Below are 22,387 nucleotides of genomic sequence, written 5' to 3'. Positions count from 1 at the left end.
CGGCCCGAGCTCACTCGACCGGGGGGCGTGGGCTCAGCTGTTGACGAGCTCAGGCGTTGAAGTCCTCGCGGGCCAGCAGACCGGTGTCGGGCTGGTCGGTGAAGACGCCGTCGATGCCGGTCGCGAAGTACGCCTGGTAGGCGCCGAAGACGTCACCGTAGGCGTCCGCGTCCGTGCCCTTGCGGAAGTTCGCGGGCAGGAAGGGGTTCTCGTTGCGCAGGGTGTACGGGTGCAGGATCAGGCCCACCTTGTGCGCGTCGGAGACGAGCGTCGTCGGCCGGGTGAGGTTGCCTTGGGCGTCGCGCGGGATGACCAGGTCCAGGGTCGGGCCGATGCCCTGCGCGTAGGAGGCGATCTCCCTGAGGCCGGCCGGCTCGACCAGGTCGGCGACCGTGCGCGGGTCGCCGGTCTCGACGAAGTCCCAGGGGCGGGAGTCCGCGGAGGACAGCAGGACGACCAGCGGGTTGTCGACGAGCCTGTGCAGACGCTGGACGCTGGTCGGCTCGAAGGACTGGAGGATGACCGGGGAGCTGCGCCGGTCCTTGCGGTACTTGCGCAGCAGCTTGGCGACGCGCTCCTCGAGCGGGAGGCCCTGCTTGCGGAAGTAGGTGGGGTGCTTGAGCTCGGGGTAGATCCACACCTGCTTGCCGCGCTTGCGGGTCTGTTCGTCCTGCCACCTGAGGACCTCCTCGAAGGTGGGGATCTCCCAGCGGCCGTTGTAGAGCGTGTTGTGCGGGCGGTTGGCCGGGATGCGCTCGACCGCGCGCAGCGTCTTCAGCTCAGCGAGGGTGAAGTCCTCGGTGAACCAGCCGGTGGTGGAGACGCCGTCGAGCAGCTTGGTCTTCTTGCGGCCGGCGAATTCGGGGTGGTCGGCCACGTCCGTGGTGCCGCCGATCTCCGGCTCGTGACGGCAGACCAGGTGCCCGTCCTTCGTGGGGACCAGGTCGCCCGCCTCGACGATGTCGGCGCCCAGGTCGAGGGCCAGCTGGTACGAACCGAAGGTGTGCTCCGGGCGGTAGCCGCTGGCGCCGCGGTGGCCGATGATCGTCGGCTTGGGCAGGCTTCTCGGTCCGCCGCCGTGCCGGGTGCCGTCCGCTCGCGCCGTGCCGGCCGTGCCGAGGACCGCTCCCCCGGCGCCGAGCACCGCCGCGCCGAGCAGGGCCCGCCGTCCGGTACCGCTCGTTTCTTCGTTCGACTCCTGCGTTCCCATGAGCGCCCTCCCTGGTTCGTTCGGCTCGTCGGTGCGGGCCGATCGTAGGGGCGCGTACATGACGGGTGGGAGACCCCGGGCGGAACACGCGGGTGACGTCGGATGTCGTAGTGGCTGGTGGGGAGGACGAATTGACGGTTCGTCGTATCTGTTCGATTCGGTCAGGACGTTCTGGGAACGCGTCCGGTGTGCCCGGGGCGATGTGCGTCACATCATGTCGGCCGCGTTACCCGACCTCGGCGACACACCACCGCAGGTAAACACGCGTCAACAATGCGTAAGGCCTCGGTGAAGTCGCCGTGCCCGATGTGCGCGATGCCCGGGGCCACGAGTATCGTCCTCACCTGCACAGACTCATACAGAACCCCTTGACACCGGAGGGTCCGTTGTCCCGCTTCGCGCTCATCAAGGCAGTGCTCGGCCCGATCATGCGCCTGATGTTCCGCCCACAGGTGGAGGGTGCGGAGCACATTCCCGGCGATGGCCCGGTCATCCTGGCCGGCAACCACCTGACATTCATCGACTCGATGATCCTGCCGCTGGTCTGCGACCGTCAGGTCGTCTTCATCGGCAAGGACGAGTACGTCACCGGCAAGGGCCTCAAGGGCCGGCTGATGGCCTGGTTCTTCACCGGCGTCGGCATGATCCCGGTGGATCGTGACGGCGGCCGGGGCGGTGTCGCCGCGCTGATGACCGGGCGGCGGGTGCTGGAGGAGGGCCGCATGTTCGGCATCTACCCGGAGGGAACGCGGTCGCCCGACGGGCGGCTGTACCGGGGGCGGACGGGAATCGCCCGGCTGACCCTGATGACGGGTGCGCCCGTGGTGCCGTTCGCCATGATCGGCACGGACAAGCTTCAGCCGGGCGGGGCGGGGCTGCCCCGCCCCGGCAAGGTCACCGTGCGGTTCGGTGAGGCGATGGAGTTCTCCCGGTACGAGGGGATGGACCGGGACCGGTACGTGCTGCGGGCCGTGACCGACTCGGTGATGACCGAGGTCATGCGGCTGTCCGGTCAGGAGTACGTGGACATGTACGCGAGCAAGGCGAAAGAGGCCGCGTAGTTCGCCGGCTGCGCAGGGGCCGGGGTCCGTCGCGCCGGCCCCCGCACCCCCGGGGGGCTTGCCCTGACGGGGGCGCCTCGTCCGGCGGGCCGCCATGCGTTCGGCCGTCGCCCGGCGCCGGGAACCACGGGACGAACGTCGAGCCCTCCCCCACCCGCGCCTCGACGACGGACCTGACCTGCTCGCGCGGCGCTCGTCACCGTCGGAGGCGAGCGCGGCACCCCGCCCGCGAGCCCGGCGACGGCCAGGACGGGACGATGACGACCGCCTTCCCCGTACGACGTGTCATGTCGGTGGCACTTCGGCCGTGCGGCCCGACGTCGGTACGAGCCGAGACCATCTGGCGAAGGCGCAAACGAGCTTGAGGGCGGTGCGGTGAGCGGCCCCGGCCCCGCACCGCACCGGCCGCGGGCCTACGGGTGTTCCGCCGCGCCGCTCTCCAGCCGCTGTCCCCGCAGCAGGAACCAGGCGGCCGCCGCGGCGGCGAGCAGGACCGCCGCTCCGACGCCCGCCGCGAGGGCCAGGCCGTCGACGAAGGACGTGCGGGCGGCGTCCAGCATGGTCGCGGCGGTGTGCGCGGGCATGCCCGCGGCGGCCTCGACGGCCCCGCCCAGCGACTCGTGGGCGGCGGCGGGGGTGCCCGCGGGGCCGGTGAAGTCGCGGTAGACGCCCGTCACGATGGAGCCCAGGACGGCGATACCGAGCGCGGCACCCAGTTCGTACGCCGTCTCGGACACGGCGGACGCGGAGCCGGCCTGTTCCTTGGGCACGCTGGAGAGGATCACGTCGGCGGTGACGGTGAACGAGAATCCGGCACCGACACCCACCACCAGCAGCGCGGCCCCGAGCAGCGGATAGCCGGTGGACTGGCCGATCACCGTGAGCGCGGCCAGCGCGAGGCCGATCGCCGCGAGACCGCCGGAGACCACGGCCCGCACCGAGAAGCGGCGTGCCACACGCCCCGCGAGCAGGCCCGCCACCACCGCGCCGATCGCGGCGGGCAGTTCGGCCAGGCCCGCCTCGAAGGGGCTCCTGCCCTGGACGAGTTGCAGGTACTGCGACAGGAAGAACACCAGGCCGGACAGGCCGAGGATGGTCAGCAGATCGGCCAGCACCGCCCCGCTGAAGCCGCGGTTGCGGAACAGCCGCATGTCCAGCAGCGGTGTCGGCAGCCTGAGCTGACGGCGGACGAACCCGTACAGGGCGGCCCCGCCCAGCAGGCCGGCGGCCAGGGTGCTCCACGAGAAGCCGTGGGTGGCGGCCTCCTTGATCGCGTACACGATGCCGATCATCCCGACCAGTGACAGCACGACGCCGGCCAGGTCCCAGGGGCCGGGGTTCGCGGTCCGCGACTCGGGCAGCAGCTTGATCCCCACCACGACCAGCACGGCCATCACGGGCAGGTTGATCAGGAAGACCGAGCCCCACCAGAAGTGCTCGAGCAGGAACCCGCCGACGATCGGGCCGACGGCCGTACCGGCGGAGGCGGTGGCGCCCCAGATGCCGACGGCGAGACTGCGCTCGCGCGGGTCGTGGAAGAGGTTGCGGATCAGGGCGAGGGTGGCCGGCATCAGGGTCGCGCCGGCGACGCCGAGCAGCGCCCGCGCGACGATCATCATCTCGGGGGTGGTGGCGTAGGCGTTGAAGACGGATATCGCGCCGAACGCGGTGGCACCGATCAGCAGGATCCGCTTGCGGCCGATCCGGTCGCCGAGGCTGCCCATGGAGACGAGCAGACCGGCGATGACGAACGAGTAGACGTCGCCGATCCACAGCAGCTGCGTGCCGGAGGGCTCGAGGTCCTCGCTGATGTAGGGCGTCGCGAGACCGAGGACGGTCGCGTCGACGGCCACCAGCAGCACGGCGAGCACGAGTACGCCGAGCGCGAGCCAGCGGCCCGGGCGCGTCACCGCCTCGGCTGTCTCGGCCGGCTGCAGGGTGCTGGTCATGATTCCTCTCTCCGTAGTGCGCCGCCGAGCAGCAGCTCGACGATCATGTGCTGGAAGTCCTTGGGGGCGCCCTTGCCGCTCTGCACCATCCAGGCGCCGGAGGCCAGCAGGCCGTAGAGCGCCTCGGTGAGCCAGGCCGGCGTGAGGTCGATGCGGAACTCGCCGCTGAGCTGGCCGCGCCGGAACAGGGCGGAGATCCGGTCGTCGATCAGGGTCCAGCCCGCGTTCTGCTCCTCGCCCTCGAACAGCTGGTTCTCGGTGTAGAGGAACCCGAGCAGTCCGGCGGCGGGCTCGATGGCCCCGACCAGCCGGCGGACGGCCTCGCTGGCCGTGCCCTCGTCGAGCCGGGCCGCGTCCAGCGCGGCCTCGCACTCCGCGATGCCGAGCGCCTCCAGGGCCCGGACGAGGGCGTCACGTCCGGCGAAGTGACGGTGCAGCGTGGCGCGGCTGATCCCGGCGGCCTTGGCGACCTCGTCCATGGTCGCGGTGGATTTGCGGGTCAGCAGGGCCGCGGCGGCGCGCAGCACGTGCTCAGGATCGAAGGCCATGAGACAAGCATAATCCATATTAGACACAGATGTCTCACCCGGGGCATGCGTGACTCACGGCTGCGTGCGAGTGGGGTGACGGAGTGATCAGTGCCAGGGCAGCTGCGCGCGACGCTCCCAGTACGCGTGCGGCTCCTCCACGAGCGTGGCGAGGCGGCTCAGCTGGTCGTCGTCGAGGTCGACGACGGCCGCGTGCAGGTTCGAGGCGAGCTGGTTGACGGTGGCCGCGCCGGAGAGGACGACACCGGCCCAGGGCTGCCGGAGGATCACGGCCAGGGCGACCGCGTCGCAGCCCAGCCCGGTCCGCTCGGCGATGTCCTTCATCACGGCCGGGGCGTGCGGGCCGGCCAGCCGGCCGTTGGCCATGCCCTCCTTGACGATCACGGTGAGCCCGGCGTCGTGCGCCTCGGCGAGGGCGGGGGCGGCGGAGGTCTCCAGCGCGTTGTACGTGGACTGCACGGTACGGAAGAGGGGTTCGCCGTCGACCGTCACGGCGAGGGCCGCGCGGATCGCCTCCGCCTGGGCGGGACCACTGGTGGAGAAGCCGACGGTGAGGCCCTGTGCGGCGGCTTCCGCGAGCTTCGCGTGCAGTTCCTTGTCGGTGAGGGCCGGGCTGTCCGGGGTCACCGAGTGGATCTGGTAGAGGTCGATCCGGTCGCCGAGCAGGGCATCGCTCTCCGCGCGCTGCCGTTCGTAGGTGGCGAGGGTGTGGTCCTTGACCTCGTGCTTCTCGGCGTCCGTGGACCAGTCGGCGGTGTAGGTGTAGCCCCACTTGCTGCCTACGACGATGTCGTCCGGGCCGGGCCTGTCCTTGAGCCAGTCGGCGAGGAACTCCTCGGAGCGGCCGTAGGAGCGGGCGGCGTCGAAGTAGCGGACGCCTTGTGCGTAGGCGGCGTCCAGGAGCTCATGGGTGCGAGCCCGGAGCGTTTCGACGCTGCGGTCGTCTCCGAGGTCTTCGTCCCGGCCGAGGTTGATGTAGCCGGGGCGTCCGACGGCGGCGAGGCCGAGGCCGATGTGGCAGGTGGGGGTTGTCGCTGTGGCCAGGCGGGCGAAGGGCATCGTCGGCTCCGTTCGGTCGGCTGCGGCTTTCGACCAACGTAACCCCCGGGATGACCTTCGCCTCTGAGCTCGGGGCTTGCTGTGTGTCTGCGGGTGCGGGTTGCGTGGTTTCTCGCGCCCACGCGGCGGAGCCGCACATGGATACAGCCCCGCGCCCCTGAGGCGTTCCCCTCAGCCCTTCTTCTTGGCCAGAGCCCACTCGTGCTGGGCCGCCACATCCGCCTTCACCTCTGCCAGTTGGACGGCGACCGCACTCGGGGCCGTGCCGCCCCTGCCGTTGCGGGAGGCCAAGGCTCCGGGGACGTTGAGGACCGAGCGGACCTCCGGGGTGAGGTAGGACGAGATCTTCGCGAACTGCTCGTCCGTCAGCTCGTCCAGTTCCTTGCCCTCGCCCTCGGCGACCTTCACGCACTCGCCGGCGACCTCGTGGGCCACCCGGAACGGGACGCCCTGCTTGACCAGCCACTCGGCGATGTCCGTGGCCAGGGAGAAGCCCGCCGGGGCCAGCTCTTCCATGCGCTCGCGGTGGACGGTGAGGGTGGCCATCATGCCGGTGAAGGCCGGGAGCAGGACCTCGAGCTGGTCGATGGAGTCGAAGACCGGCTCCTTGTCCTCCTGGAGGTCGCGGTTGTACGCGAGCGGGAGGGCCTTGAGGGTGGCCATCAGGCCCGTCAGGTTGCCGATCAGACGGCCGGACTTGCCGCGGGCCAGCTCGGCGATGTCCGGGTTCTTCTTCTGCGGCATGATCGACGAGCCCGTCGAGAACGCGTCGTGCAGGGTCACGAAGGAGAACTCCTTCGTGTTCCAGAGGATGATCTCCTCGGCGATCCGGGAGAGGTTGACCCCGATCATCGCCGTGATGAACGCGAACTCGGCGACGAAGTCGCGGGAGGCCGTGCCGTCGATGGAGTTGCCGGCGGAGCCGTGCTCAAAACCGAGGTCCTTCGCCACCGCCTCCGGGTCGAGGCCGAGGGAGGAGCCCGCCAGGGCGCCCGAGCCGTAGGGCGAGACCGCCGTGCGCGCGTCCCACTGACGCAGCCGCTCCGCGTCCCGGGAGAGGGACTGCACATGGGCCAGGACATGGTGGGCGAAGAGGACGGGCTGGGCGTGCTGGAGGTGCGTGCGGCCGGGCATCGCCACGTCGGGGTGGGCCTCGGCGAGGCCGACCAGCGCGTCCTGGAGCTCGGCGATCAGGCCGCCGACGATCCGGGCGTGGTCCCGCAGGTACATGCGGAAGAGGGTCGCGACCTGGTCGTTGCGGGAGCGGCCCGCGCGCAGCTTGCCGCCGAGGTCGGGGCCGAGGCGCTCCAGGAGGCCGCGCTCCAGGGCGGTGTGGACGTCCTCGTCGGCGATGGTGCCCACGAAAGAGCCGTCGGCGACGTCCGCCTCCAGCTGGTCCAGCCCGGCGACCATGCGGGTCAGCTCGTCGGCCGTGAGCAGGCCCGCCTTGTGCAGCACACGCGCGTGGGCACGCGAACCGGCGATGTCGTACGGCGCGAGCCGCCAGTCGAAGTGGACGGACGCGGACAGCTTCGCCAGGGCCTCGGCGGGACCGTCGGCGAAACGACCGCCCCAGAGCCGGACGTCACCGCTGTTGCTGCTCACCTGCTGCGCTCCTCAATGGGTGTGGATGTGCCACCGCCTTCCCGCCCGTAGGGCGTGGAGACGGTCATCACGCTACTGCTCACGGCAGATCACCGACATGCATGATTATGCAGACCTCTGCATGATTCGTCAACCCATCCGGGGCCGAGAGGCGGTTTCCGGTCAGGCGAGAGGAATTTGAGGATCCCTTGAACACGGGAAACCGCTTACCCGTACCTCTCGCCGAACGCAGGCGCCGCGTTTCGACACCGACGACACCCCCGACCCCTAGTGAGGCATCCGCATGTCCAGGGCTCTTCCGAAGTACAACAAGCGTCGCGTCACGTTCATCGGCGGCGCCGCCGCGGTGGCACTGTCCGGCACGGTGATCGCCGGCTTCGCCCTCGCCGGGGAGAGGAGGCCAACAAGCGCCTCGTCGACACGGTCGGCCAGGGCGGGCCCAACTTCGTCCAGAACGCCATCCTCGGCCCGCTGGAGGACAAGCGCGTCGCGGCCCTCAACCGCATCGAGACCGCCATCGGACGGGCCGCCGAGAAGCCCGAGGGCCTCGAGGCCTTCGCCGCCTGCCAGCTCAACGCCGACGGTGGCGCCGGGGCGGGCGAGGCGGCGGGTGGTGATGAGGCGGGCGCCGGCGCGGAGGCGGGCGCGGGTGCCGGGGCAGGTGCCGAGGAGGGCGGCGCGGGTGCCGAGGCGGGCGCCGGCGCCGAGGCCGGTGCGGGCGCCGAGGAGGGCGGTGCGGGTGCGGGCGAGGCGGGGAACGCCGGAGTCGGGAGGCCAACAAGCGCCTCGTCGACACGGTCGGCCAGGGCGGGCCCAACTTCGTCCAGAACGCCATCCTCGGCCCGCTGGAGGACAAGCGCGTCGCGGCGATCAACCGCATCGCCACCTCCATCGGCCGCACGGCCGAGCGTCCGGCCGGACTGGACTCCCTGGCCGCCTGCACACTCACCAAGTGAGGTGACAGGCGCCGTGGCCGCCCCGTGGGAGCGCCGGCCGGGGCAGCCACGGACGACGCCTGCACGCGGGATCCGGCAGAGGTGACCGGATCCCGCAATTCCTTAGACAGTCGAAAGATCTCCGACCATAATCATTCGACATGGGAAAGACTTATGAGCGCATAGACGGCCGGCTCCGCACGTTCATCGAGGCGCAGCCGGTCTTCTTCACCGCCACCGCGCCCCTGGCCGCCGACGGCACCGTCAACCTCTCCCCCAAGGGCCTCAAGGGCTCCTTCACGGTGCTCGACGAGCTCAGGGTGGCCTACCTCGACTTCGCGGGTTCCAACGCCGAGACCATCGCCCATCTGCGGGAGAACGGGCGGATCACCCTGATGTGGTGCGCCTTCCAGGGCCCGCCGAACATCGTCCGCGTGCACGGCAGAGGTGAACCGGTGTTCCGCGACGACCCCCGTTTCGGGGAACTGCTCGCGCACTTCCCGGACATCGACCCGACACAGCACGGCCTGCGCGCGATCATCGTCGTCACCGCCGAACTCGTCCGCGACACCTGCGGCTACGGGGTGCCCTTCATGGCGTACGAGGAGGACCGGGACCTGCACGGCAAGCGGTTCGCCCGGGAGGACGACGCCTCGCTCAGCGCGTACTTCAGCAAGAAGGAACACATCGCCAGCAGCCTGGACGGACTACCCGGGCTGCCGTTGCCGCTGCCTCCCTCTACGGTCTGAGGCATGCGCCCCGGTGCCGTCGCCCTCGCCGTCTCCTCCCTGGTCGTGCTCGGCGCCGGGCCGCCCGCCCCGCCGCCGCTGCCGGCCCGGATGGCGGACACCGGCGGCGGCACCCAGCTGATCACCGCGGTGGCCCCGAAGCGGGCCTCGACGACGGGCACGGTCACCTGGTGGGACCGCGGCGGAGACGGGCGCTGGACGAAGAGGGGCTCCACGCCCGCCCGTTTCGGAGCGAACGGGCTCGTCACCGGCGCCTCCCGCAAGCAGGGCACGAACACCACACCCACCGGCCTGTACGGCCTGCCGTACGCCTTCGGCATCAAGGCGGCGCCGCGCGGCACGGCGTACACCTACCGCAGGGTGCACCAGGACTCCTGGTGGTGCCAGGACAACGGCTCCCGCTCCTACAACCGCTGGACCGAGCCGCGCGCGGCCGACTGCCGGGCCGCCGAGTCCGAGCACCTGATCACCTATCGCGCGCAGTACGCGCACGCGCTCGTCATCGGCTTCAACTACGGGCGTCCCGTGCGGGGGCGCGGCGCGGGCATCTTCCTCCATGTCAACGGGCGGGGTGCGACGGCGGGTTGTGTCTCCGTGCCCGAGAAGGCCATGCGGCGGATCCTCCGCTGGGCCGACCCCGCGCGGCGGCCGCACATCGCCATCGGCACGGTGAGCGGGAACACGGCCGTCACCCGCCCCTGACGGACCGGTGGCCGTGTGCGTGTTACCAACGGTCACTCCTCTTCGCACCCGACTCGGCACGCGGCTGAACACTCCCGTGTCCCGGCACGTATCTGTGGGCCAAGGGTCAAGTCCCCACGGAGGAACCGTGACCACCACGCTCGCAGGCGGCCGTGCCGCCCGCCGCCAGACGATGCGCCGCATCCGCCCGCGCCGCTCCCCGGCCGTCCCGCTGCTGATCGCCCTGTGGGCCGGTGCGGCGGCCGTGCTGTGGCTGTGGTGGGACAACACGCCGTCCCTCGCGGACACCACGAGCAAGATCCTGGCCGCGGGCCGGATCACCGGCCTGCTCGCCGGCTATCTCATGGCGCTGGTGGTGCTCCAGATGGCCAGGGTGCCCGCGCTGGAGCGCCGGGTGGGCACCGACCGGGTCGCGCGCTGGCACGCCATGACCGGCCGCTACACGCTCTGCCTGGTCCTCGCCCACGTCTTCCTCATCATGTGGGGCTACGCCCTGCAGGCGGGCAAGGGGCTGGGCGACATCGTCCAGCAGACGACGGACTCCATCAACCAGCTGCCGGACATGGGCAAGGCCGCCATCGGCACGGGCCTGCTGTTCGTGATCGGGATCCTCTCGATCGGCGGGGTGCGCCGCCTGATCGGGTACGACACTTGGTACCACGTGCACCTGCTCACGTACGCCTCGGTCTACATGACGTTCTGGCACCAGATCACGACGGGCAACGAGTTCGCCGTCGAACCGGCCGCGAAGACCTTCTGGTACGGGCTGTACGGCGTGGTGACCGCGCTGGTCGTCTGGTACCGGATCCTCACCCCGATCCGGCTGAACCTGCGGCACCGCATGCGGGTGGAGGCGGTCATCGAGGAGACCCCCGGGATCGTGTCCGTGCTGATCAGCGGGCGCAAGCTGCACCGGATGGGCGCGGAGGCCGGGCACTTCTTCCGGTGGCGGTTCATGGCGCCGGGCATGCGTTTCAGCTCGCACCCCTACTCCCTGTCGGCGGCGCCCCGCCCGGACATGCTGCGGATCACCGTCAAGGCGATCGGCGACCACACCGAGCGGCTGCGCGATCTGACGCCCGGCACCAAGGTGTGGGCGGAGGGCCCCTACGGCGCGATGACCGCGCAGCGCCGCAGCCGCGGCAAGGTGCTGCTGGTGGCGGGCGGGGTGGGCATCACCCCGATGCGGGCCCTGTTCGAGACGCTGCCGGGCGCGTCCGGTGACATCACCCTCCTCTACCGGGCCAACAGCACCCAGGACCTGGCGCTGTGGGGCGAGCTCGCCAAGATCGCCGACGAGCGCGGCGCCCGGCTGATGTACGCGGTCAACAGCCCGGAGGGGGAACGCCCCGACATCTCGGCGGAGTCCCTCCAGCGGAAGATCCCGGACATCGACAACCACGACGTCTTCATGTGCGGGCCGCCCGGCTTCGCGCAGTCGGTCTACGAGGCACTGCGCGGAGCGGGAGTCCCCGCCCGCCGTATCCATCACGAGTCGTTCGAGATGTGAGCGACGGGACACCAACGGCCCTTCAGGAGTTTGGGAAACGATGAGGAAGTCTCACCCCGTCCGGCGTGCCGTGCTCGCCGGCGCAGCCACCGTCTCCGGGATCGTGCTGCTGCTGTCGCTGAAGCCGGCGTCCGACCCGGGTTCTGCCCAGGCGGCGGGGCAGGCGCCGCCCGCGGCGGCCGGACAGGCCCCGCAGGGCGGCGTGAACGGCGCGGTCACCGGCGACGCGGCGCAGACGCAGTACGGCGCGGTGCAGGTCCGCCTGACGATGAACAACGGCAGGATCACCCAGGCCGAGGCGGTCCAGGCCCCCAAGGGCGGCCGCAGCGACCAGATCACCTCCTCCTCCGTCCCCCGCCTCAACCAGGCGGTGGTGGCGGCGCAGAGCGCGGAGATCGACGCGGTCTCGGGCGCCACGTACACCAGCGCCGGCTACAAGAAGTCCCTCCAGTCGGCCCTGGACAAGGCGAAGGCGTCGGCCGGATCGCAGCAGGGTTCGGGGGGCGCGCAGACGCTGACCGGCGATGTCGCGCAGACCCGCCTCAACCAGGCGGCCGTGGCAGCCGGAAACGCGCAGATCGACGCCGTGTCCGGCGCCACGTACACCAGCGCCGGCTACAAGAAGTCCCTCCAGTCGGCCCTGGACAAGGCCCCGGCCGGGGGTGGTCAGGCCGCGGGTTCCGGAGGCGGCCAGGCCGCGGGTTCCGGAGGCGGCCAGGCCGCGGGTTCCGGAGGCGGCCAGGCCGCGACCCGGACGCTCACCGGCACCGCCTCAACCAGGCGGCCGTGGCAGCCGGAAACGCGCAGATCGACGCCGTGTCCGGCGCCACGTACACCAGCGCCGGCTACAAGAAGTCCCTCCAGTCCGCGCTGGACCAGGCCGGTGGCTGACACGGTGGCCGACTCCGCCCAGGCTCCCGCCGCGGTGCGTCATGCCGAGGAGACGATGGGGACCGTCTTCTCCTTCGACGTCCGCGGCGGGGAACCGGCCGCCGTGCGCGCGGCCCTGGACGAGGCCGTCGCCGGGCTGCACCGGGTCGACGAAGTCTTCAGCACGTACCGCGAGGACAGCCAGATCTCGCGGCTGCAGCGCGGGGAGCTGACCGTCGCGCAGTGCGACCCCGAGGTCGCCGAGGTGCTGGAACTGGCCGCCGAGGCGGAGCGGCTGAGCGGCGGCTGGTTCAGCACGTCGTACCAGGGCCGTCTCGATCCGACGGGCATCGTCAAAGGCTGGGCCGTCGAGCGGGCGGCGCGGCGGCTGGCGGACGTGCCCGGGGTGAGCGGGGTGAACCTCAACGGCGGCGGGGACGTGCAGCTGCTGGGGTCGCCCGGGGCACAGCGGCCGTGGCGGGTGGGGGTGGCCGACCCCCTTCGGCCGGGGGGTCTGGCGGCGGTCATCTCGGCCGCAGGGGCCGACGAACTGTCCGTGGCCACGTCCGGTACGGCGGAGCGTGGCGCGCACATCGCCGATCCGCGCACGGGCCGTTCGGCGGTGACCGACCTGGTCGCCGTGACGGTGGTGGGCCCCCGCCTGACGTGGGCCGACTGCTGGGCGACGGCGGCCTTCGCGATGGGCTCGCGGGAGGGCCTGGCGTGGCTGGAGTCGCTGCCGGGGGTGGAGGCGCTGCTGATCACGGCTGGTGACGAGGTGCGGTGTACAGGGGGCTTGGCTGCGAGGCTGGGGTGAGTCGAGGCTGAGGACAGGGCGTTACGCTCACCCGCGCCGGCGGGTGCCGCTTCAGTGGGACGGGTGCCGCCCCCAGCGGCACGCATGCCCGCAGCTGGGCCGTCTCAGGGGTACGGGGAACTGCGCGACGAGCCACAGCGCTCCCGCACCCGAACGGCAACCCCTAGTGCCCGTTCTGCGCCAGCCTCAGCAGATGGTCGGCCAGCGCCTGCCCACCCGTCGGCTCCCTGCTGATCAGCAGCAACGTGTCGTCACCGGCGATCGTCCCCAGGATGTCGTGCAGCTCGGCCTGGTCGATGGCCGAGGCCAGGAACTGCGCCGCCCCCGGAGGGGTACGCAGCACCACGAGGTTCGCCGAGGCCTCCGCGGAGATCAGCAGCTCCTGCGAGAGCCGCCGCATCCGCTCCTCCTTCGCCGACCCGCCCAGCGGCGCCCGGGGCGTACGGAACCCGCCCTCGCTGGGCACCGCGTAGATCAGGTCGCCGTCGGCGTTGCGGATCTTCACCGCGTTCAGCTCGTCCAGGTCCCGGCTGAGCGTCGCCTGCGTGACGTTCAGCCCGTCGTCGGCGAGCAGCTTCGCCAGCTGGCTCTGCGACCGGACCGGCTGCCGGTTGAGGATGTCCACGATCCGGCGGTGGCGTGCGGTGCGGGTCTGCGGCACGGCGGGCCCGTTCGCTCCCGGCTGCTCGTGGTCCTGCGCCTGGCTCATCGTCGTCTCATTCCCCGGATCCCCCGGATCGTCCGTCCCCGCTCGCTGCCTGGAGGATTCCGGGCAGTGCACCCAGGAACGCGTCCACCTCGTCGTCGCCGAGGTTCAGCGGCGGCATCAGCCGGACGACGTCGGGGGCGGGCACGTTCACCAGGAATCCGGCCTCCTGAGCCGCCTGGCGCACCTGGGGCGCGAGCGGCTCGGTGAGCACGATACCCAGGAGGAGTCCGGTCCCCCGGACGAAATCGATCAACTGATGGCCGAGGCCCTCGATTCCGTCCCGCAACCTCTCGCTCTGCCGCTTGACGTTCTCCAGCAACCCCTCGTTCTCGATGGTGTCGAGGACGGCGAGCCCGGCGGCGCAGGCGACCGGGTTGCCGCCGAAGGTCGTGCCGTGCTGGCCGGGCTGGAGGAGGTCGGCCGCGCGCCCGAAGGCGACGGTGGCGCCCAGCGGCAGCCCGCCGCCGAGCTGCTTGGCGAGGGTGACGACGTCGGGCAGGACGCCCTCGTGTGCCTGGTACTCGAACCAGTGCCCGGTGCGGCCGATGCCGGTCTGCACCTCGTCGAGGACGAGGAGCGCCCCGGTCGCGGCGGTGATGGCCCGGGCGGCCTTGAGGTAGCCGGCGGGCGGGACGACGACGCCGAGCTCGCCCTGGACCGGTTCGAGGATGACGAGCGCGGTCTCCTCGGTGACCGCCGCGGCCAGGGCCTGCGCGTCGCCGAACGGCACGTGGGTGACGTCGCCGGGCAGCGGCAGGAACGGCTCGCGCTTGCCGGCCTGGCCGGTCATGGCCAGGGCGCCCATGGTCCGCCCGTGGAAGGCGCCCTCGGTGGCGACGATGTGGGTCCGCCCGGTCAGCCGGCCGATCTTGAAGGCGGCCTCGTTGGCCTCGGCGCCGGAGTTGCAGAAGAAGACCTTGCCGTCCCGGCCGAAGAGGCGGAGCAGCCGCTCGGCGAGGGCGACGGTCGGCTCGGCCATGAAGAAGTTGGAGATGTGGCCGAGGGAGCCGATCTGCCGGGTCACGGCCTCCACGATCGCCGGGTGGGCGTGGCCGAGGGCGTTGGTGGCGATGCCGCCGACGAAGTCGAGGTAGGAGTTGCCGTCGGCGTCCCAGACGCGCGTGCCCTCGCCGTGTGTCAGGGGCAGCAGCGGGGTGCCGTAGTTGTTCATGAGCGCGCCCTGCCACCGCTCGGCGTACTCCTGATGGGCGGTCATACGGCATCCCCCTCTTGCTCGTCGGGCACGACCATCGTGCCGATGCCCTCGTCGGTGAAGATCTCCAGCAGGATCGAGTGCTGGACCCGGCCGTCGATGACGCGGGCGGTGGTGACGCCGTTGCGCACGGCGTGCAGGCAGCCCTCCATCTTCGGCACCATGCCGGAGGACAGGTCCGGCAGCAGCCGCTCCAGCTCGACGGCGGTGAGGCGGCTGATCACCTCGTCGCTGTGGGGCCAGTCCTCGTAGAGGCCCTCGACGTCCGTGAGGACCATGAGGGTTTCGGCGTCCAGTGCAGCAGCGAGTGCCGCAGCCGCCGTATCAGCATTGACGTTGTAGACATGTCCGTCGTCCTGGGAGCGGGCGATCGAGGAGACGACCGGGATGCGGCCGTCGGCGAGCAGGGCCTCGATGGCGCCGGTGTCGATAGCGGTGATCTCGCCGACCCGCCCGATGTCGACCGGCTCGCCGTCGATCTCGGGCTGGTGCTTGGTGGCGGTGATGGTGTGCGCGTCCTCGCCGGTCAGGCCGACGGCGAGCGGCCCGTGCTGGTTGAGCAGCCCGACCAGTTCGCGCTGGACCTGCCCGGCCAGCACCATCCGTACGACGTCCATGGCGTCCTCGGTGGTCACCCTGAGGCCGGCCTTGAACTCGCTGACGATGCCGTGCCGGTCGAGGGCGGCGCTGATCTGCGGGCCGCCGCCGTGCACGACGACGGGCTTGAGGCCGGCGTGGTGCAGGAAGACGACGTCCTGGGCGAAGGCGGCCTTCAGATCCTCGTCGATCATGGCGTTGCCGCCGAACTTGATGACGACGGTCTTGCCGTTGTGCCGGACCAGCCAGGGCAGGGCCTCGATGAGGATCTGCGCCTTGGGCAGCGCGGTGTGCTTGCGGGTCGCTCCACTGCTCATGAGGAGTACGCGCTGTTCTCGTGGACGTAGTCGGCCGTGAGGTCGTTGGTCCAGATGGTGGCGGTCTCGGACCCGGCGGCGAGGTCGGCGACGATGTGCACCTCGCGGTAGCGCATGTCGACCTTGTCGCGGTCCTCGCCGACGCCGCCGTTCTTGCAGACCCAGACGCCGTTGATGGCGACATTGAGCCGGTCGGGCTCGAAGGCGGCCCGTGTGGTGCCGATCGCGGAGAGGACGCGGCCCCAGTTGGGGTCCTCGCCGTGGAGGGCGCACTTGAGGAGGTTGTTGCGGGCGATGGAGCGGCCCACCTCGACGGCGTCGTCCTCGGTCGCGGCGTTGATCACCTCGATCTTGATGTCCTTGCTGGCGCCCTCGGCGTCCCGGATGAGCTGCTGGCCGAGGTCGTCGCAGACCTGCCGGACGGCCTCGGCGAACTCGGCGTGGTCCGGGGTGACGCCGGAGGCGCCGGAGGCGAGCAGCAGCACCGTGTCGTTGGTGGACATGCAGCCGTCGGAGTCGACCCGGTCGAAGGTCGTCCGGGTGGCCGCCCGCAGGGCCTCGTCCAGTACGTCGTTCTCCAGGCCGGCGTCGGTGGTGAGGACGACGAGCATGGTGGCGAGGCCGGGGGCGAGCATGCCCGCGCCCTTGGCCATGCCGCCGACGGTCCAGCCGTCCTTGGTGACGACGGACGTCTTGTGGACGGTGTCGGTGGTCTTGATGGCGATGGCGGCCTTCTCCCCGCCGTGCTCGGAGAGCTGGGCCGCGGCCGTCTCGACGCCCGGGAGCAGCTTGTCCATCGGGAGCAGGAGGCCGATCAGACCGGTCGAGCAGACGGCTACCTCGACGGCGCCCCGCCCGAGGACCTCGGCGACCTTCTCGGCCGTGGCGTGCGCGTCCTGGAAGCCCTTGGGGCCTGTGCAGGCGTTGGCGCCACCGGAGTTGAGGACGACGGCGGAGACCTGGCCGCTCTTCAGCACCTGCTCGGACCACAGGACCGGCGCGGCCTTCACACGGTTGGAGGTGAAGACGCCGGCGGCGGCGCGGCGGGGCCCGTTGTTGACCACGAGGGCCAGGTCGGGGTTGCCGTTCTCCTTGATCCCGGCGGCGATGCCCGCCGCCGTGAATCCCTTCGCTGCCGTCACACTCACGGCGCAACTCCGATCGTCGTCAGTCCGGTGGTCTCGTCGAGACCCAGGGCGATGTTCATGCTCTGCACGGCACCGCCGGCGGTGCCCTTGGTGAGGTTGTCGATGGCGCTGATCACGATGATCCGTCCGGCGGCCGCGTCGTACGCGACCTGCACCTGAACGGCGTTCGAACCGTAGACGGACGCCGTGGCGGGCCACTGTCCCTCGGGAAGCAGGTGCACGAACGGTTCGTCGGCGAAGGCCTTTTCGTAGACGGCGCGCAGGGACTCGCCGGTGACGCCGTCGGCGGCCTTGGCGCTGCACGTGGCGAGGATGCCGCGGGGCATGGGCGCGAGGGTCGGTGTGAAGGACACGGAGACCGGCCCGCCCGCCGCAGCGCTGAGGTTCTGGGTGATCTCGGGGGTGTGCCGGTGCGCGCCGCCGACGCCGTAGGGGGACATCGACCCCATGACCTCGCTGCCCAGCAGGTGCGGCTTGGGCGCCTTGCCCGCTCCGGACGTGCCGGACGCGGCGACGATCACGGCCTCGGGCTGGGCCAGGCCCGCGGCGTACGCCGGGAACAGGGCCAGGGAGACGGCGGTCGGGTAGCAACCGGGCACCGCGATGCGCTTGGATCCCGTGAGCCGGGCGCGGGCATCCGGCAGTTCGGGAAGGCCGTAGGGCCAGGTCCCGGCGTGCGGCGAGCCGTAGAACTGCTCCCAGGCTGCGGCGTCCGTCAGCCGGAAGTCGGCGCCCATGTCGACGACGAGTACGTCCGGGCCGAGCCGCTCGGCGACCGCGGCGGACTGCCCGTGCGGCAGTGCGAGGAAGACGACGTCGTGACCGGCGAGGATCTCCGGGGTGGTCTCCTGGAGCACGTGGCCGGCCAGGGGCAGCAGGTGCGGCTGGAGCGCACCGAGCTTCTGTCCCGCGTTCGAGTTGCCCGTCAGAGCGCCGATCTCGACTTCGGGGTGCGCCAGGAGCAGACGCAGCAGTTCCCCGCCCGCGTACCCACTCGCTCCGGCCACTGCCGCACGTACCGCCATGGAACCTCCTCCTAGAGGGCATGACTATACGTTGAGCCGCAGTTTTATGCAATCACTGGTGCTTGCCGACGACACGCCGGAGGGGCCCAGTCCCCGACTGGGCCCCTGGCCGGCTGGTGTCAGCTCATGAACTTGGCGCAGGCGCCCTGTGTCACCCACTGGTGCGAACTGATCGAGTTGTTCATCGTGTGCCCTGTGGTGCTCGTGTTGCGGCTGAGGTCGTCCACGTAGATCTCGCTTCGCTTCAGGCAGCTGTACCCCTGGGCCTGGCTGTAGTTGGCGTCGACGTAGAACTTCACCACGTCCCAGCCGCCGGAGTACGTGCCCGTGTTCATCACCGAGCTGACCGCGTCGTTGTCCGACCACGCGAAGTGGCCCAGGCCGTCGCTCCAGTTCACGTCGTCCCCGCTGCCGTACTTGACGTTCAGGCTGCGGCAGTCGGTCTCGTAGTAGATGTGGACGTTGCCGTCCCCCGCGTACTCCCAGTACTCGTTGTCGCAGTTGGCGCTCGCGGGTGCGGCCTGCGCCGTCGTGGCCGGAACCATGACGGCGAACAGGGCGGTCAGCCCCATCGCCGCGAGCGCTCGAGTCTTCTTGCCCATACCGGTGTGCTCCTTGTGACCTCGGCGTTTCAGTGGTTCAGGATCCGTTCGGCGCGACGCAGCGCGGCGCGTTCCAGCCGGTCCCGCTTGGTGATCTCCGCGCGGTAGCGCTCGCGCACCGGCGCACTGTGCTCCGTCTCGAGGGCGCGGAGGGTGTCGCCGAACCCGGTCCGGCGCGCACAGGTCGCCTCGGCGACGGCCAGGCGCACCTCGGTCCGGTACGCCTGTGCGGCGCTGCGGCCTCGAGCGGCCCCGGGCAGCGCGGAGCGGATGTCGGCGGGCGTGCGATAGGGGTGCCCCGCGGCGCGCATGCAGGCGGCCCAGCGGTTCTGCGCCGTCTTGAAGCGCTGGTCGGCGACGAGATCCGGTACGTACAGAGGCGTGAGATTGGTGGCGATCCTGTCGGCCCGGAACCACTGCTCCTGGTCCCCGTACAGCTTGCGCACGGCCTCCCCCTCGCACCCGCCCGTGGCGAGCCGGATCCGCCCGCCGGCCGGCAGCCGCACCGTCATCATCTTCGAGCCGGGACCGCCCGCCAGATCGGCCGCGTACGTCCGCGCCGCACGCGGGGAGAGCCCCGCCCGGTACGACAGGTTCCGATCGCTCTTCTTGGCCTCGAAGACCTTCTGCTTGATGCGGCTCCCGTAGCCGTGCGCCCGGGCCCACGCCACGTCGTCCATGACGTAGCCGAAGCTGCGGGTCTCCTCCTCGTCGAGCGGCGCCGCCACCCAGTAGCGATGGCCCTTGCGCTTCATGCAGGTCTGGACGAGCAGCGCCTCGGCCCGGCTCGTCACGGCACGCTCCGCGTCCGTGAGAGGGACCGGCCGGCCCGGCTCCCCTCCCGGCTGTGGCCGGTCCGGCGCCGCGGCACCGCAGCCCACGAGCAGGGTCAGTGCCACCGCCCACGCGGCGGCCAGGGCGGCGGCGCCCGCCGGGAACCGGCACGTCTTCTGGATCCGCATGTCCCGTCCTGTCGCTCGGGCGGGAGGCCCCGCGCCGGCCGGTGGGTCCGGCCGACAGAGCACAACACAGGCGCGGCCCTGGGCGGTCCTGACATGTGTCAGGGCGCCCGCCCCTCGGTGCGCCGCCGCCGGCCGCGCACGCGTGTGGGCCGCCGCCCCTCGGGCGGCGGCCCACATCCGGCCTTGCGGCTACCTCTGCTTGATCCTCAGAAACGTGACGGAGTTCGCCGGGAAGGTGTACGTGAACTTCCCGGCCACGCCCCGGAAGGTGGATGTCACCGGCGTCACCGGGGTGTCCGTCTCGGTGTTCACGGCGTCCTCGTCGGCGGCCAGCGTGGTCACGCGGGCCGTGGAGGCGACCTTGGCGCCACCGAGGTCGACGGCCGTACGTGCCTCGGCCGGCTGGGCGTTGACGACCTTGACGATCAGGTCACCGGTCTTCGCGTCCTCGGTGACGACCTGGCGGAACGGCTCGGCCGGCTTGTCGTCCTTGAAGGTGCCCCACTCCTTGCCGTCGAGGAAGAGGGTGACCTGGCGGCCGCGCACCTTGATGTCGATGTCGTAGGCCCGGCCCGTCTCGATCGATCCGGGCTTCGTCATCAGGGTGCCCTTGCCGCCGTCCACGGCCTGCTCGATCGCGGACTGGGTGTTGTTCCAGCCGCCCAGGTTCCACCAGTAGTAGTTGCCGGTGTCCTTGACACCGAAGGCGACGAGGAAGCCCTCCTTGCCGGACTTCTTGGTGGCCTTCACATGCAGGTCGTAGTCCTTCCAGGCCGGGTCGCCCGCTGTGACCAGGGTGTTCTCGGCGGCGGTGTCGGTCTGGACGTAGGCCCCGTCCTGGATGCTCCAGCTGCCCGCGCCGGAGTGCTTCCACTTCGAGGCGTCACCGGAGAAGTCGTCGCTCAGCAGGGCCGAGCCGTCCGCCGAGGTGACCTTCACGTCGTCGTACGCGGCGCTGGTCGCCCACGTGGACAGTCCGACGGCGCCGGTGATCGGGCCGCTGACGTTCGGCGTGGTCGTGGCCTTCGACGGAACCACGCGGTCCCCGACGTTGGTCATGAACAGCTTCTGGACCTCGTAGTTGGCCGAGTTCCAGGAGGCCCGGTTGTTGAACCAGATCATGTCCGGCCGCCACTGCACGTAGTCCTCGTTGGCGAGCAGCGGGGCGTACGAGGCGAGCTTGACGACGTCCGCGTTGCGCTCCAGGCCGGTCATGAAGGCGGCTTCGGACAGGCCGTTCTTCCAGGCGTTGCCCTGGGAGGCGTACTCGCCGAGGAATACCTTGGGGCCGTTCCTGTCGTAGGAGTCGTAGCGGTCGTTGTTCTGCAGGAACCAGTTCGGGCTGTTGTAGTAGTGCTCGTCGACCATGTCGACCTTGCCCTCGCGGTTGAGCTGCCAGGCGGTGTCGAAGGTCGCGCCGGCGTCGTCCGGGCCCGAGTTGGAGATGACGGTGATGTCGGGGTACTTCGCCTTGATGGCGGCCCGGAACTGCTCGAAGCGGGCGAAGAACTCCTTCGGCAGGTTCTCCTCGTTGCCTACCCCGACGTGGGTCAGGTGGAAGGGCTTGGGGTGGCCCATCTGCGCGCGGACCTTGCCCCACTCGGAGGTCGCCGGGCCGTTGGCGAACTCGATGAGGTCGAGGGTGTCCTGGATGTGCCGCTTGAGCAGGGCGTCGTCGTCGGTGGCCTTGTTCTGACCGCAGCCGGTCACCAGGGCGGGGACGACGGGCAGCGGCATGGCGCCGATGTCTTCGGAGAAGCGGAAGTACTCGTAGTAGCCGAGGCCGTAGCTCTGGTTGTAGCCCCAGAAGTTGGCGTTGGTGGCGCGCTGCTCGACCGGTCCTATGGTGTCCTTCCACTGGTAGCTGCGCTTGCGCTGCCAGTTCGAGGCCTCGCTGTAGTCCTCCATGGAACCGGTGTTGACCAGGCAGCCGCCGGGGAAGCGCACGAAGCCCGGCTTCAGGGCCGCGATCTTCTCGGCGAGGTCCTTGCGCAGGCCGTTCGGCTGGTTCTTGTACGTCTCGCGCGGGAACAGGGACACCTCGTCCAGCGCGGCGGCGTTCGACGAGGCGACGGCGAGCCGTCCGCGGTTGCTCGTCCGGGTCGCCGTGAACGTGGCCTTGTACTTGGCCCAGCCGCCCTTCACGGCGACCTGGCGGGCGGTGGCCAGGCTGCCCGCGGCGTCCTTCAGCGAGACGGTGAGCGTGCTGCCGCTCTCGGCGCGGGCCCACACGGAGAAGTCGTACCGCTTGCCCTTGTCGACCCTGATGCCGGTGTTGTAGCCGGCGTTCGTGACGGACGAACCGACGCCCAGGGAGAGGTAGTTGCGGTTGCGTTCGTTGAGCCGGCCGGCGTCGTTCACCACCTGGGCCGTGCCGCCGGCCGTCCAGGAGGTCAGGGGCGTGTAGGAGCCGTTGTCGGCGGTGGAGTACTCGAAGGAGCGGTTCTGCACGAGTTCGGCGTACAGACCGCCGTCGGCGGCCCGGTTGATGTCCTCGAAGAAGACGCCGTACATCGTGTCGTCGATCGCGGCGCCCTTCGCGGACGGGTCGACGGTGATCGCGTAGTCGGAGACGTCCTCGGCGTGCGCGGGGGCCGGTACGAGGGCTGCTGCCGTCAGGAGGGCGGTGGCCGTGAGGCCGACTCTCCATCGGGTGCGGGCGGCGGTGCGTGGCATGGATACTCCGCGGCTCTCTGGTAGAGGAATGTTCGAAATATCAGACATTGATCAGCACTTCGAACGGCAAGATAGGGAGGGGGCGGATGCGCGTCAATGGGTCGCGCAGCAACGTGTGGGACG

The 22,387-nt window shown here is 70.9% G+C and carries 19 protein-coding genes and 2 pseudogenes; 8 read left to right on the top strand and 13 right to left on the bottom strand.

From position 1 onward, the window contains the following. Nucleotides 1-49 precede the first annotated feature (49 nt). On the bottom strand, nt 50-1,210 hold the full coding sequence (locus IO24_RS0132720) for a glycerophosphodiester phosphodiesterase (RefSeq protein WP_031142099.1): 1,161 nt from the start codon (nt 1,208-1,210) through the stop codon (nt 50-52). A gap of 386 nt (nt 1,211-1,596) precedes the next feature. Here IO24_RS0132720 and IO24_RS0132715 point away from each other — a divergent pair, with 386 nt between their 5' ends. Further along, nucleotides 1,597-2,271: a lysophospholipid acyltransferase family protein gene (locus IO24_RS0132715; protein WP_031142097.1), complete on the top strand. Its 675-nt coding sequence runs from the start codon at nt 1,597-1,599 to the stop codon at nt 2,269-2,271. A gap of 413 nt (nt 2,272-2,684) precedes the next feature. Here IO24_RS0132715 and IO24_RS0132710 read toward each other — a convergent pair whose 3' ends face one another. From IO24_RS0132710 to argH, 4 genes are all read right to left on the bottom strand, one after another. Beyond that, on the bottom strand, nt 2,685-4,220 hold the full coding sequence (locus tag IO24_RS0132710) for an MFS transporter (protein WP_031142095.1): 1,536 nt from the start codon (nt 4,218-4,220) through the stop codon (nt 2,685-2,687). Further along, entirely contained in the window at nt 4,217-4,768 is a 552-nt protein-coding gene (locus IO24_RS0132705) for a TetR/AcrR family transcriptional regulator (protein ID WP_031142093.1), read from the bottom strand. The genes IO24_RS0132710 and IO24_RS0132705 overlap by 4 nt, the downstream gene beginning before the upstream one ends. 87 nt (nt 4,769-4,855) lie before the next feature. Beyond that, nucleotides 4,856-5,827, bottom strand: coding sequence for an aldo/keto reductase (locus IO24_RS0132700; protein WP_031142091.1), 972 nt, complete (start codon nt 5,825-5,827; stop codon nt 4,856-4,858). 171 nt (nt 5,828-5,998) lie between these two features. Then, the gene (gene argH, locus IO24_RS0132695) at nt 5,999-7,432 is read right to left on the bottom strand and encodes an argininosuccinate lyase (RefSeq protein ID WP_031142089.1); all 1,434 of its coding nucleotides are present in this window, start codon (nt 7,430-7,432) and stop codon (nt 5,999-6,001) included. Nucleotides 7,433-7,715: 283 nt separating this feature from the next. Between argH and IO24_RS46730 the strand changes: the two are divergent. The 7 genes and pseudogenes from IO24_RS46730 to IO24_RS0132675 all read left to right on the top strand — a co-directional run bounded on the left by IO24_RS46730 (nt 7,716) and on the right by IO24_RS0132675 (nt 13,015). Beyond that, nucleotides 7,716-8,388 (top strand): annotated as a pseudogene (locus IO24_RS46730) (hypothetical protein). Nucleotides 8,389-8,528: 140 nt separating this feature from the next. After that, nucleotides 8,529-9,116: a pyridoxamine 5'-phosphate oxidase family protein gene (locus IO24_RS0132690; RefSeq protein WP_031142087.1), complete on the top strand. Its 588-nt coding sequence runs from the start codon at nt 8,529-8,531 to the stop codon at nt 9,114-9,116. A 3-nt stretch (nt 9,117-9,119) separates the two neighbouring features. After that, nucleotides 9,120-9,818 carry a L,D-transpeptidase family protein gene (locus IO24_RS0132685; protein ID WP_031142085.1) on the top strand — a complete coding sequence of 233 codons (699 nt, stop codon included), beginning with the start codon at nt 9,120-9,122 and terminating at the stop codon, nt 9,816-9,818. Nucleotides 9,819-9,945: 127 nt separating this feature from the next. Next, on the top strand, nt 9,946-11,328 hold the full coding sequence (locus IO24_RS0132680; protein WP_031142083.1) for a ferredoxin reductase family protein: 1,383 nt from the start codon (nt 9,946-9,948) through the stop codon (nt 11,326-11,328). 40 nt (nt 11,329-11,368) lie between these two features. Further along, a pseudogene (locus IO24_RS43585) lies at nt 11,369-11,938 on the top strand (FMN-binding protein); the annotation flags it as partial. A gap of 176 nt (nt 11,939-12,114) precedes the next feature. Next, complete coding sequence (locus tag IO24_RS47860) at nt 12,115-12,219, top strand: FMN-binding protein (protein ID WP_439332899.1); 105 nt, start codon at nt 12,115-12,117, stop codon at nt 12,217-12,219. After that, nucleotides 12,212-13,015 carry an FAD:protein FMN transferase gene (locus tag IO24_RS0132675; protein ID WP_031142081.1) on the top strand — a complete coding sequence of 268 codons (804 nt, stop codon included), beginning with the start codon at nt 12,212-12,214 and terminating at the stop codon, nt 13,013-13,015. Before IO24_RS47860 ends, IO24_RS0132675 begins: the two co-directional genes overlap by 8 nt. 163 nt (nt 13,016-13,178) lie before the next feature. Here IO24_RS0132675 and IO24_RS0132670 read toward each other — a convergent pair whose 3' ends face one another. From IO24_RS0132670 to IO24_RS0132635, 8 genes are all read right to left on the bottom strand, one after another. Further along, nucleotides 13,179-13,724, bottom strand: a complete 546-nt coding sequence (locus IO24_RS0132670) for an arginine repressor (protein WP_031142079.1) — start codon at nt 13,722-13,724, stop codon at nt 13,179-13,181. Nucleotides 13,725-13,731: 7 nt separating this feature from the next. Further along, nucleotides 13,732-14,940, bottom strand: a complete 1,209-nt coding sequence (locus IO24_RS0132665; RefSeq protein WP_031142077.1) for an acetylornithine transaminase — start codon at nt 14,938-14,940, stop codon at nt 13,732-13,734. Then, nucleotides 14,937-15,851 (bottom strand): acetylglutamate kinase, encoded by a 915-nt coding sequence (argB, locus tag IO24_RS0132660; protein WP_031142075.1) that lies wholly within the window; start codon nt 15,849-15,851, stop codon nt 14,937-14,939. The genes IO24_RS0132665 and argB overlap by 4 nt, the downstream gene beginning before the upstream one ends. Further along, nucleotides 15,848-16,999, bottom strand: a complete 1,152-nt coding sequence (gene argJ / locus IO24_RS0132655) for a bifunctional glutamate N-acetyltransferase/amino-acid acetyltransferase ArgJ (RefSeq protein ID WP_031142073.1) — start codon at nt 16,997-16,999, stop codon at nt 15,848-15,850. The genes argB and argJ overlap by 4 nt, the downstream gene beginning before the upstream one ends. Further along, on the bottom strand, nt 16,996-18,024 hold the full coding sequence (gene argC / locus IO24_RS0132650; protein WP_031142071.1) for an N-acetyl-gamma-glutamyl-phosphate reductase: 1,029 nt from the start codon (nt 18,022-18,024) through the stop codon (nt 16,996-16,998). The genes argJ and argC overlap by 4 nt, the downstream gene beginning before the upstream one ends. A 119-nt stretch (nt 18,025-18,143) precedes the next feature. After that, on the bottom strand, nt 18,144-18,626 hold the full coding sequence (locus IO24_RS0132645) for a hypothetical protein (RefSeq protein ID WP_031142069.1): 483 nt from the start codon (nt 18,624-18,626) through the stop codon (nt 18,144-18,146). A 29-nt stretch (nt 18,627-18,655) separates the two neighbouring features. Next, the gene (locus IO24_RS0132640; protein ID WP_031142067.1) at nt 18,656-19,588 is read right to left on the bottom strand and encodes a hypothetical protein; all 933 of its coding nucleotides are present in this window, start codon (nt 19,586-19,588) and stop codon (nt 18,656-18,658) included. 189 nt (nt 19,589-19,777) lie between these two features. Continuing rightward, nucleotides 19,778-22,264, bottom strand: a complete 2,487-nt coding sequence (locus tag IO24_RS0132635) for an alpha-L-arabinofuranosidase C-terminal domain-containing protein (RefSeq protein ID WP_031142065.1) — start codon at nt 22,262-22,264, stop codon at nt 19,778-19,780. Nucleotides 22,265-22,387 lie beyond the last annotated feature (123 nt).

The sequence above is a fragment of the Streptomyces flavovariabilis genome (genome assembly GCF_000725785.1).
Classification (GTDB): Bacteria; Actinomycetota; Actinomycetes; order Streptomycetales; family Streptomycetaceae; genus Streptomyces; species Streptomyces hawaiiensis.
This window is presented reverse-complemented; position numbering and strand designations above follow the sequence as displayed.

Coding starts and splice junctions, on each gene's coding strand:
- IO24_RS0132720 (WP_031142099.1), bottom strand. CDS start 1,210: ATGGGAACGCAGGAGTCGAACGAAGAAACGAGCGGTACCGGACGGCGG.
- IO24_RS0132710 (WP_031142095.1), bottom strand. CDS start 4,220: ATGACCAGCACCCTGCAGCCGGCCGAGACAGCCGAGGCGGTGACGCGC.
- IO24_RS0132705 (WP_031142093.1), bottom strand. CDS start 4,768: ATGGCCTTCGATCCTGAGCACGTGCTGCGCGCCGCCGCGGCCCTGCTG.
- IO24_RS0132700 (WP_031142091.1), bottom strand. CDS start 5,827: ATGCCCTTCGCCCGCCTGGCCACAGCGACAACCCCCACCTGCCACATC.
- IO24_RS0132690 (WP_031142087.1), top strand. CDS start 8,529: ATGGGAAAGACTTATGAGCGCATAGACGGCCGGCTCCGCACGTTCATC.
- IO24_RS0132685 (WP_031142085.1), top strand. CDS start 9,120: ATGCGCCCCGGTGCCGTCGCCCTCGCCGTCTCCTCCCTGGTCGTGCTC.
- IO24_RS0132670 (WP_031142079.1), bottom strand. CDS start 13,724: ATGAGCCAGGCGCAGGACCACGAGCAGCCGGGAGCGAACGGGCCCGCC.
- IO24_RS0132665 (WP_031142077.1), bottom strand. CDS start 14,940: ATGACCGCCCATCAGGAGTACGCCGAGCGGTGGCAGGGCGCGCTCATG.
- argB (WP_031142075.1), bottom strand. CDS start 15,851: ATGAGCAGTGGAGCGACCCGCAAGCACACCGCGCTGCCCAAGGCGCAG.
- argC (WP_031142071.1), bottom strand. CDS start 18,024: ATGGCGGTACGTGCGGCAGTGGCCGGAGCGAGTGGGTACGCGGGCGGG.
- IO24_RS0132645 (WP_031142069.1), bottom strand. CDS start 18,626: ATGGGCAAGAAGACTCGAGCGCTCGCGGCGATGGGGCTGACCGCCCTG.
- IO24_RS0132640 (WP_031142067.1), bottom strand. CDS start 19,588: ATGCGGATCCAGAAGACGTGCCGGTTCCCGGCGGGCGCCGCCGCCCTG.
- IO24_RS0132635 (WP_031142065.1), bottom strand. CDS start 22,264: ATGCCACGCACCGCCGCCCGCACCCGATGGAGAGTCGGCCTCACGGCC.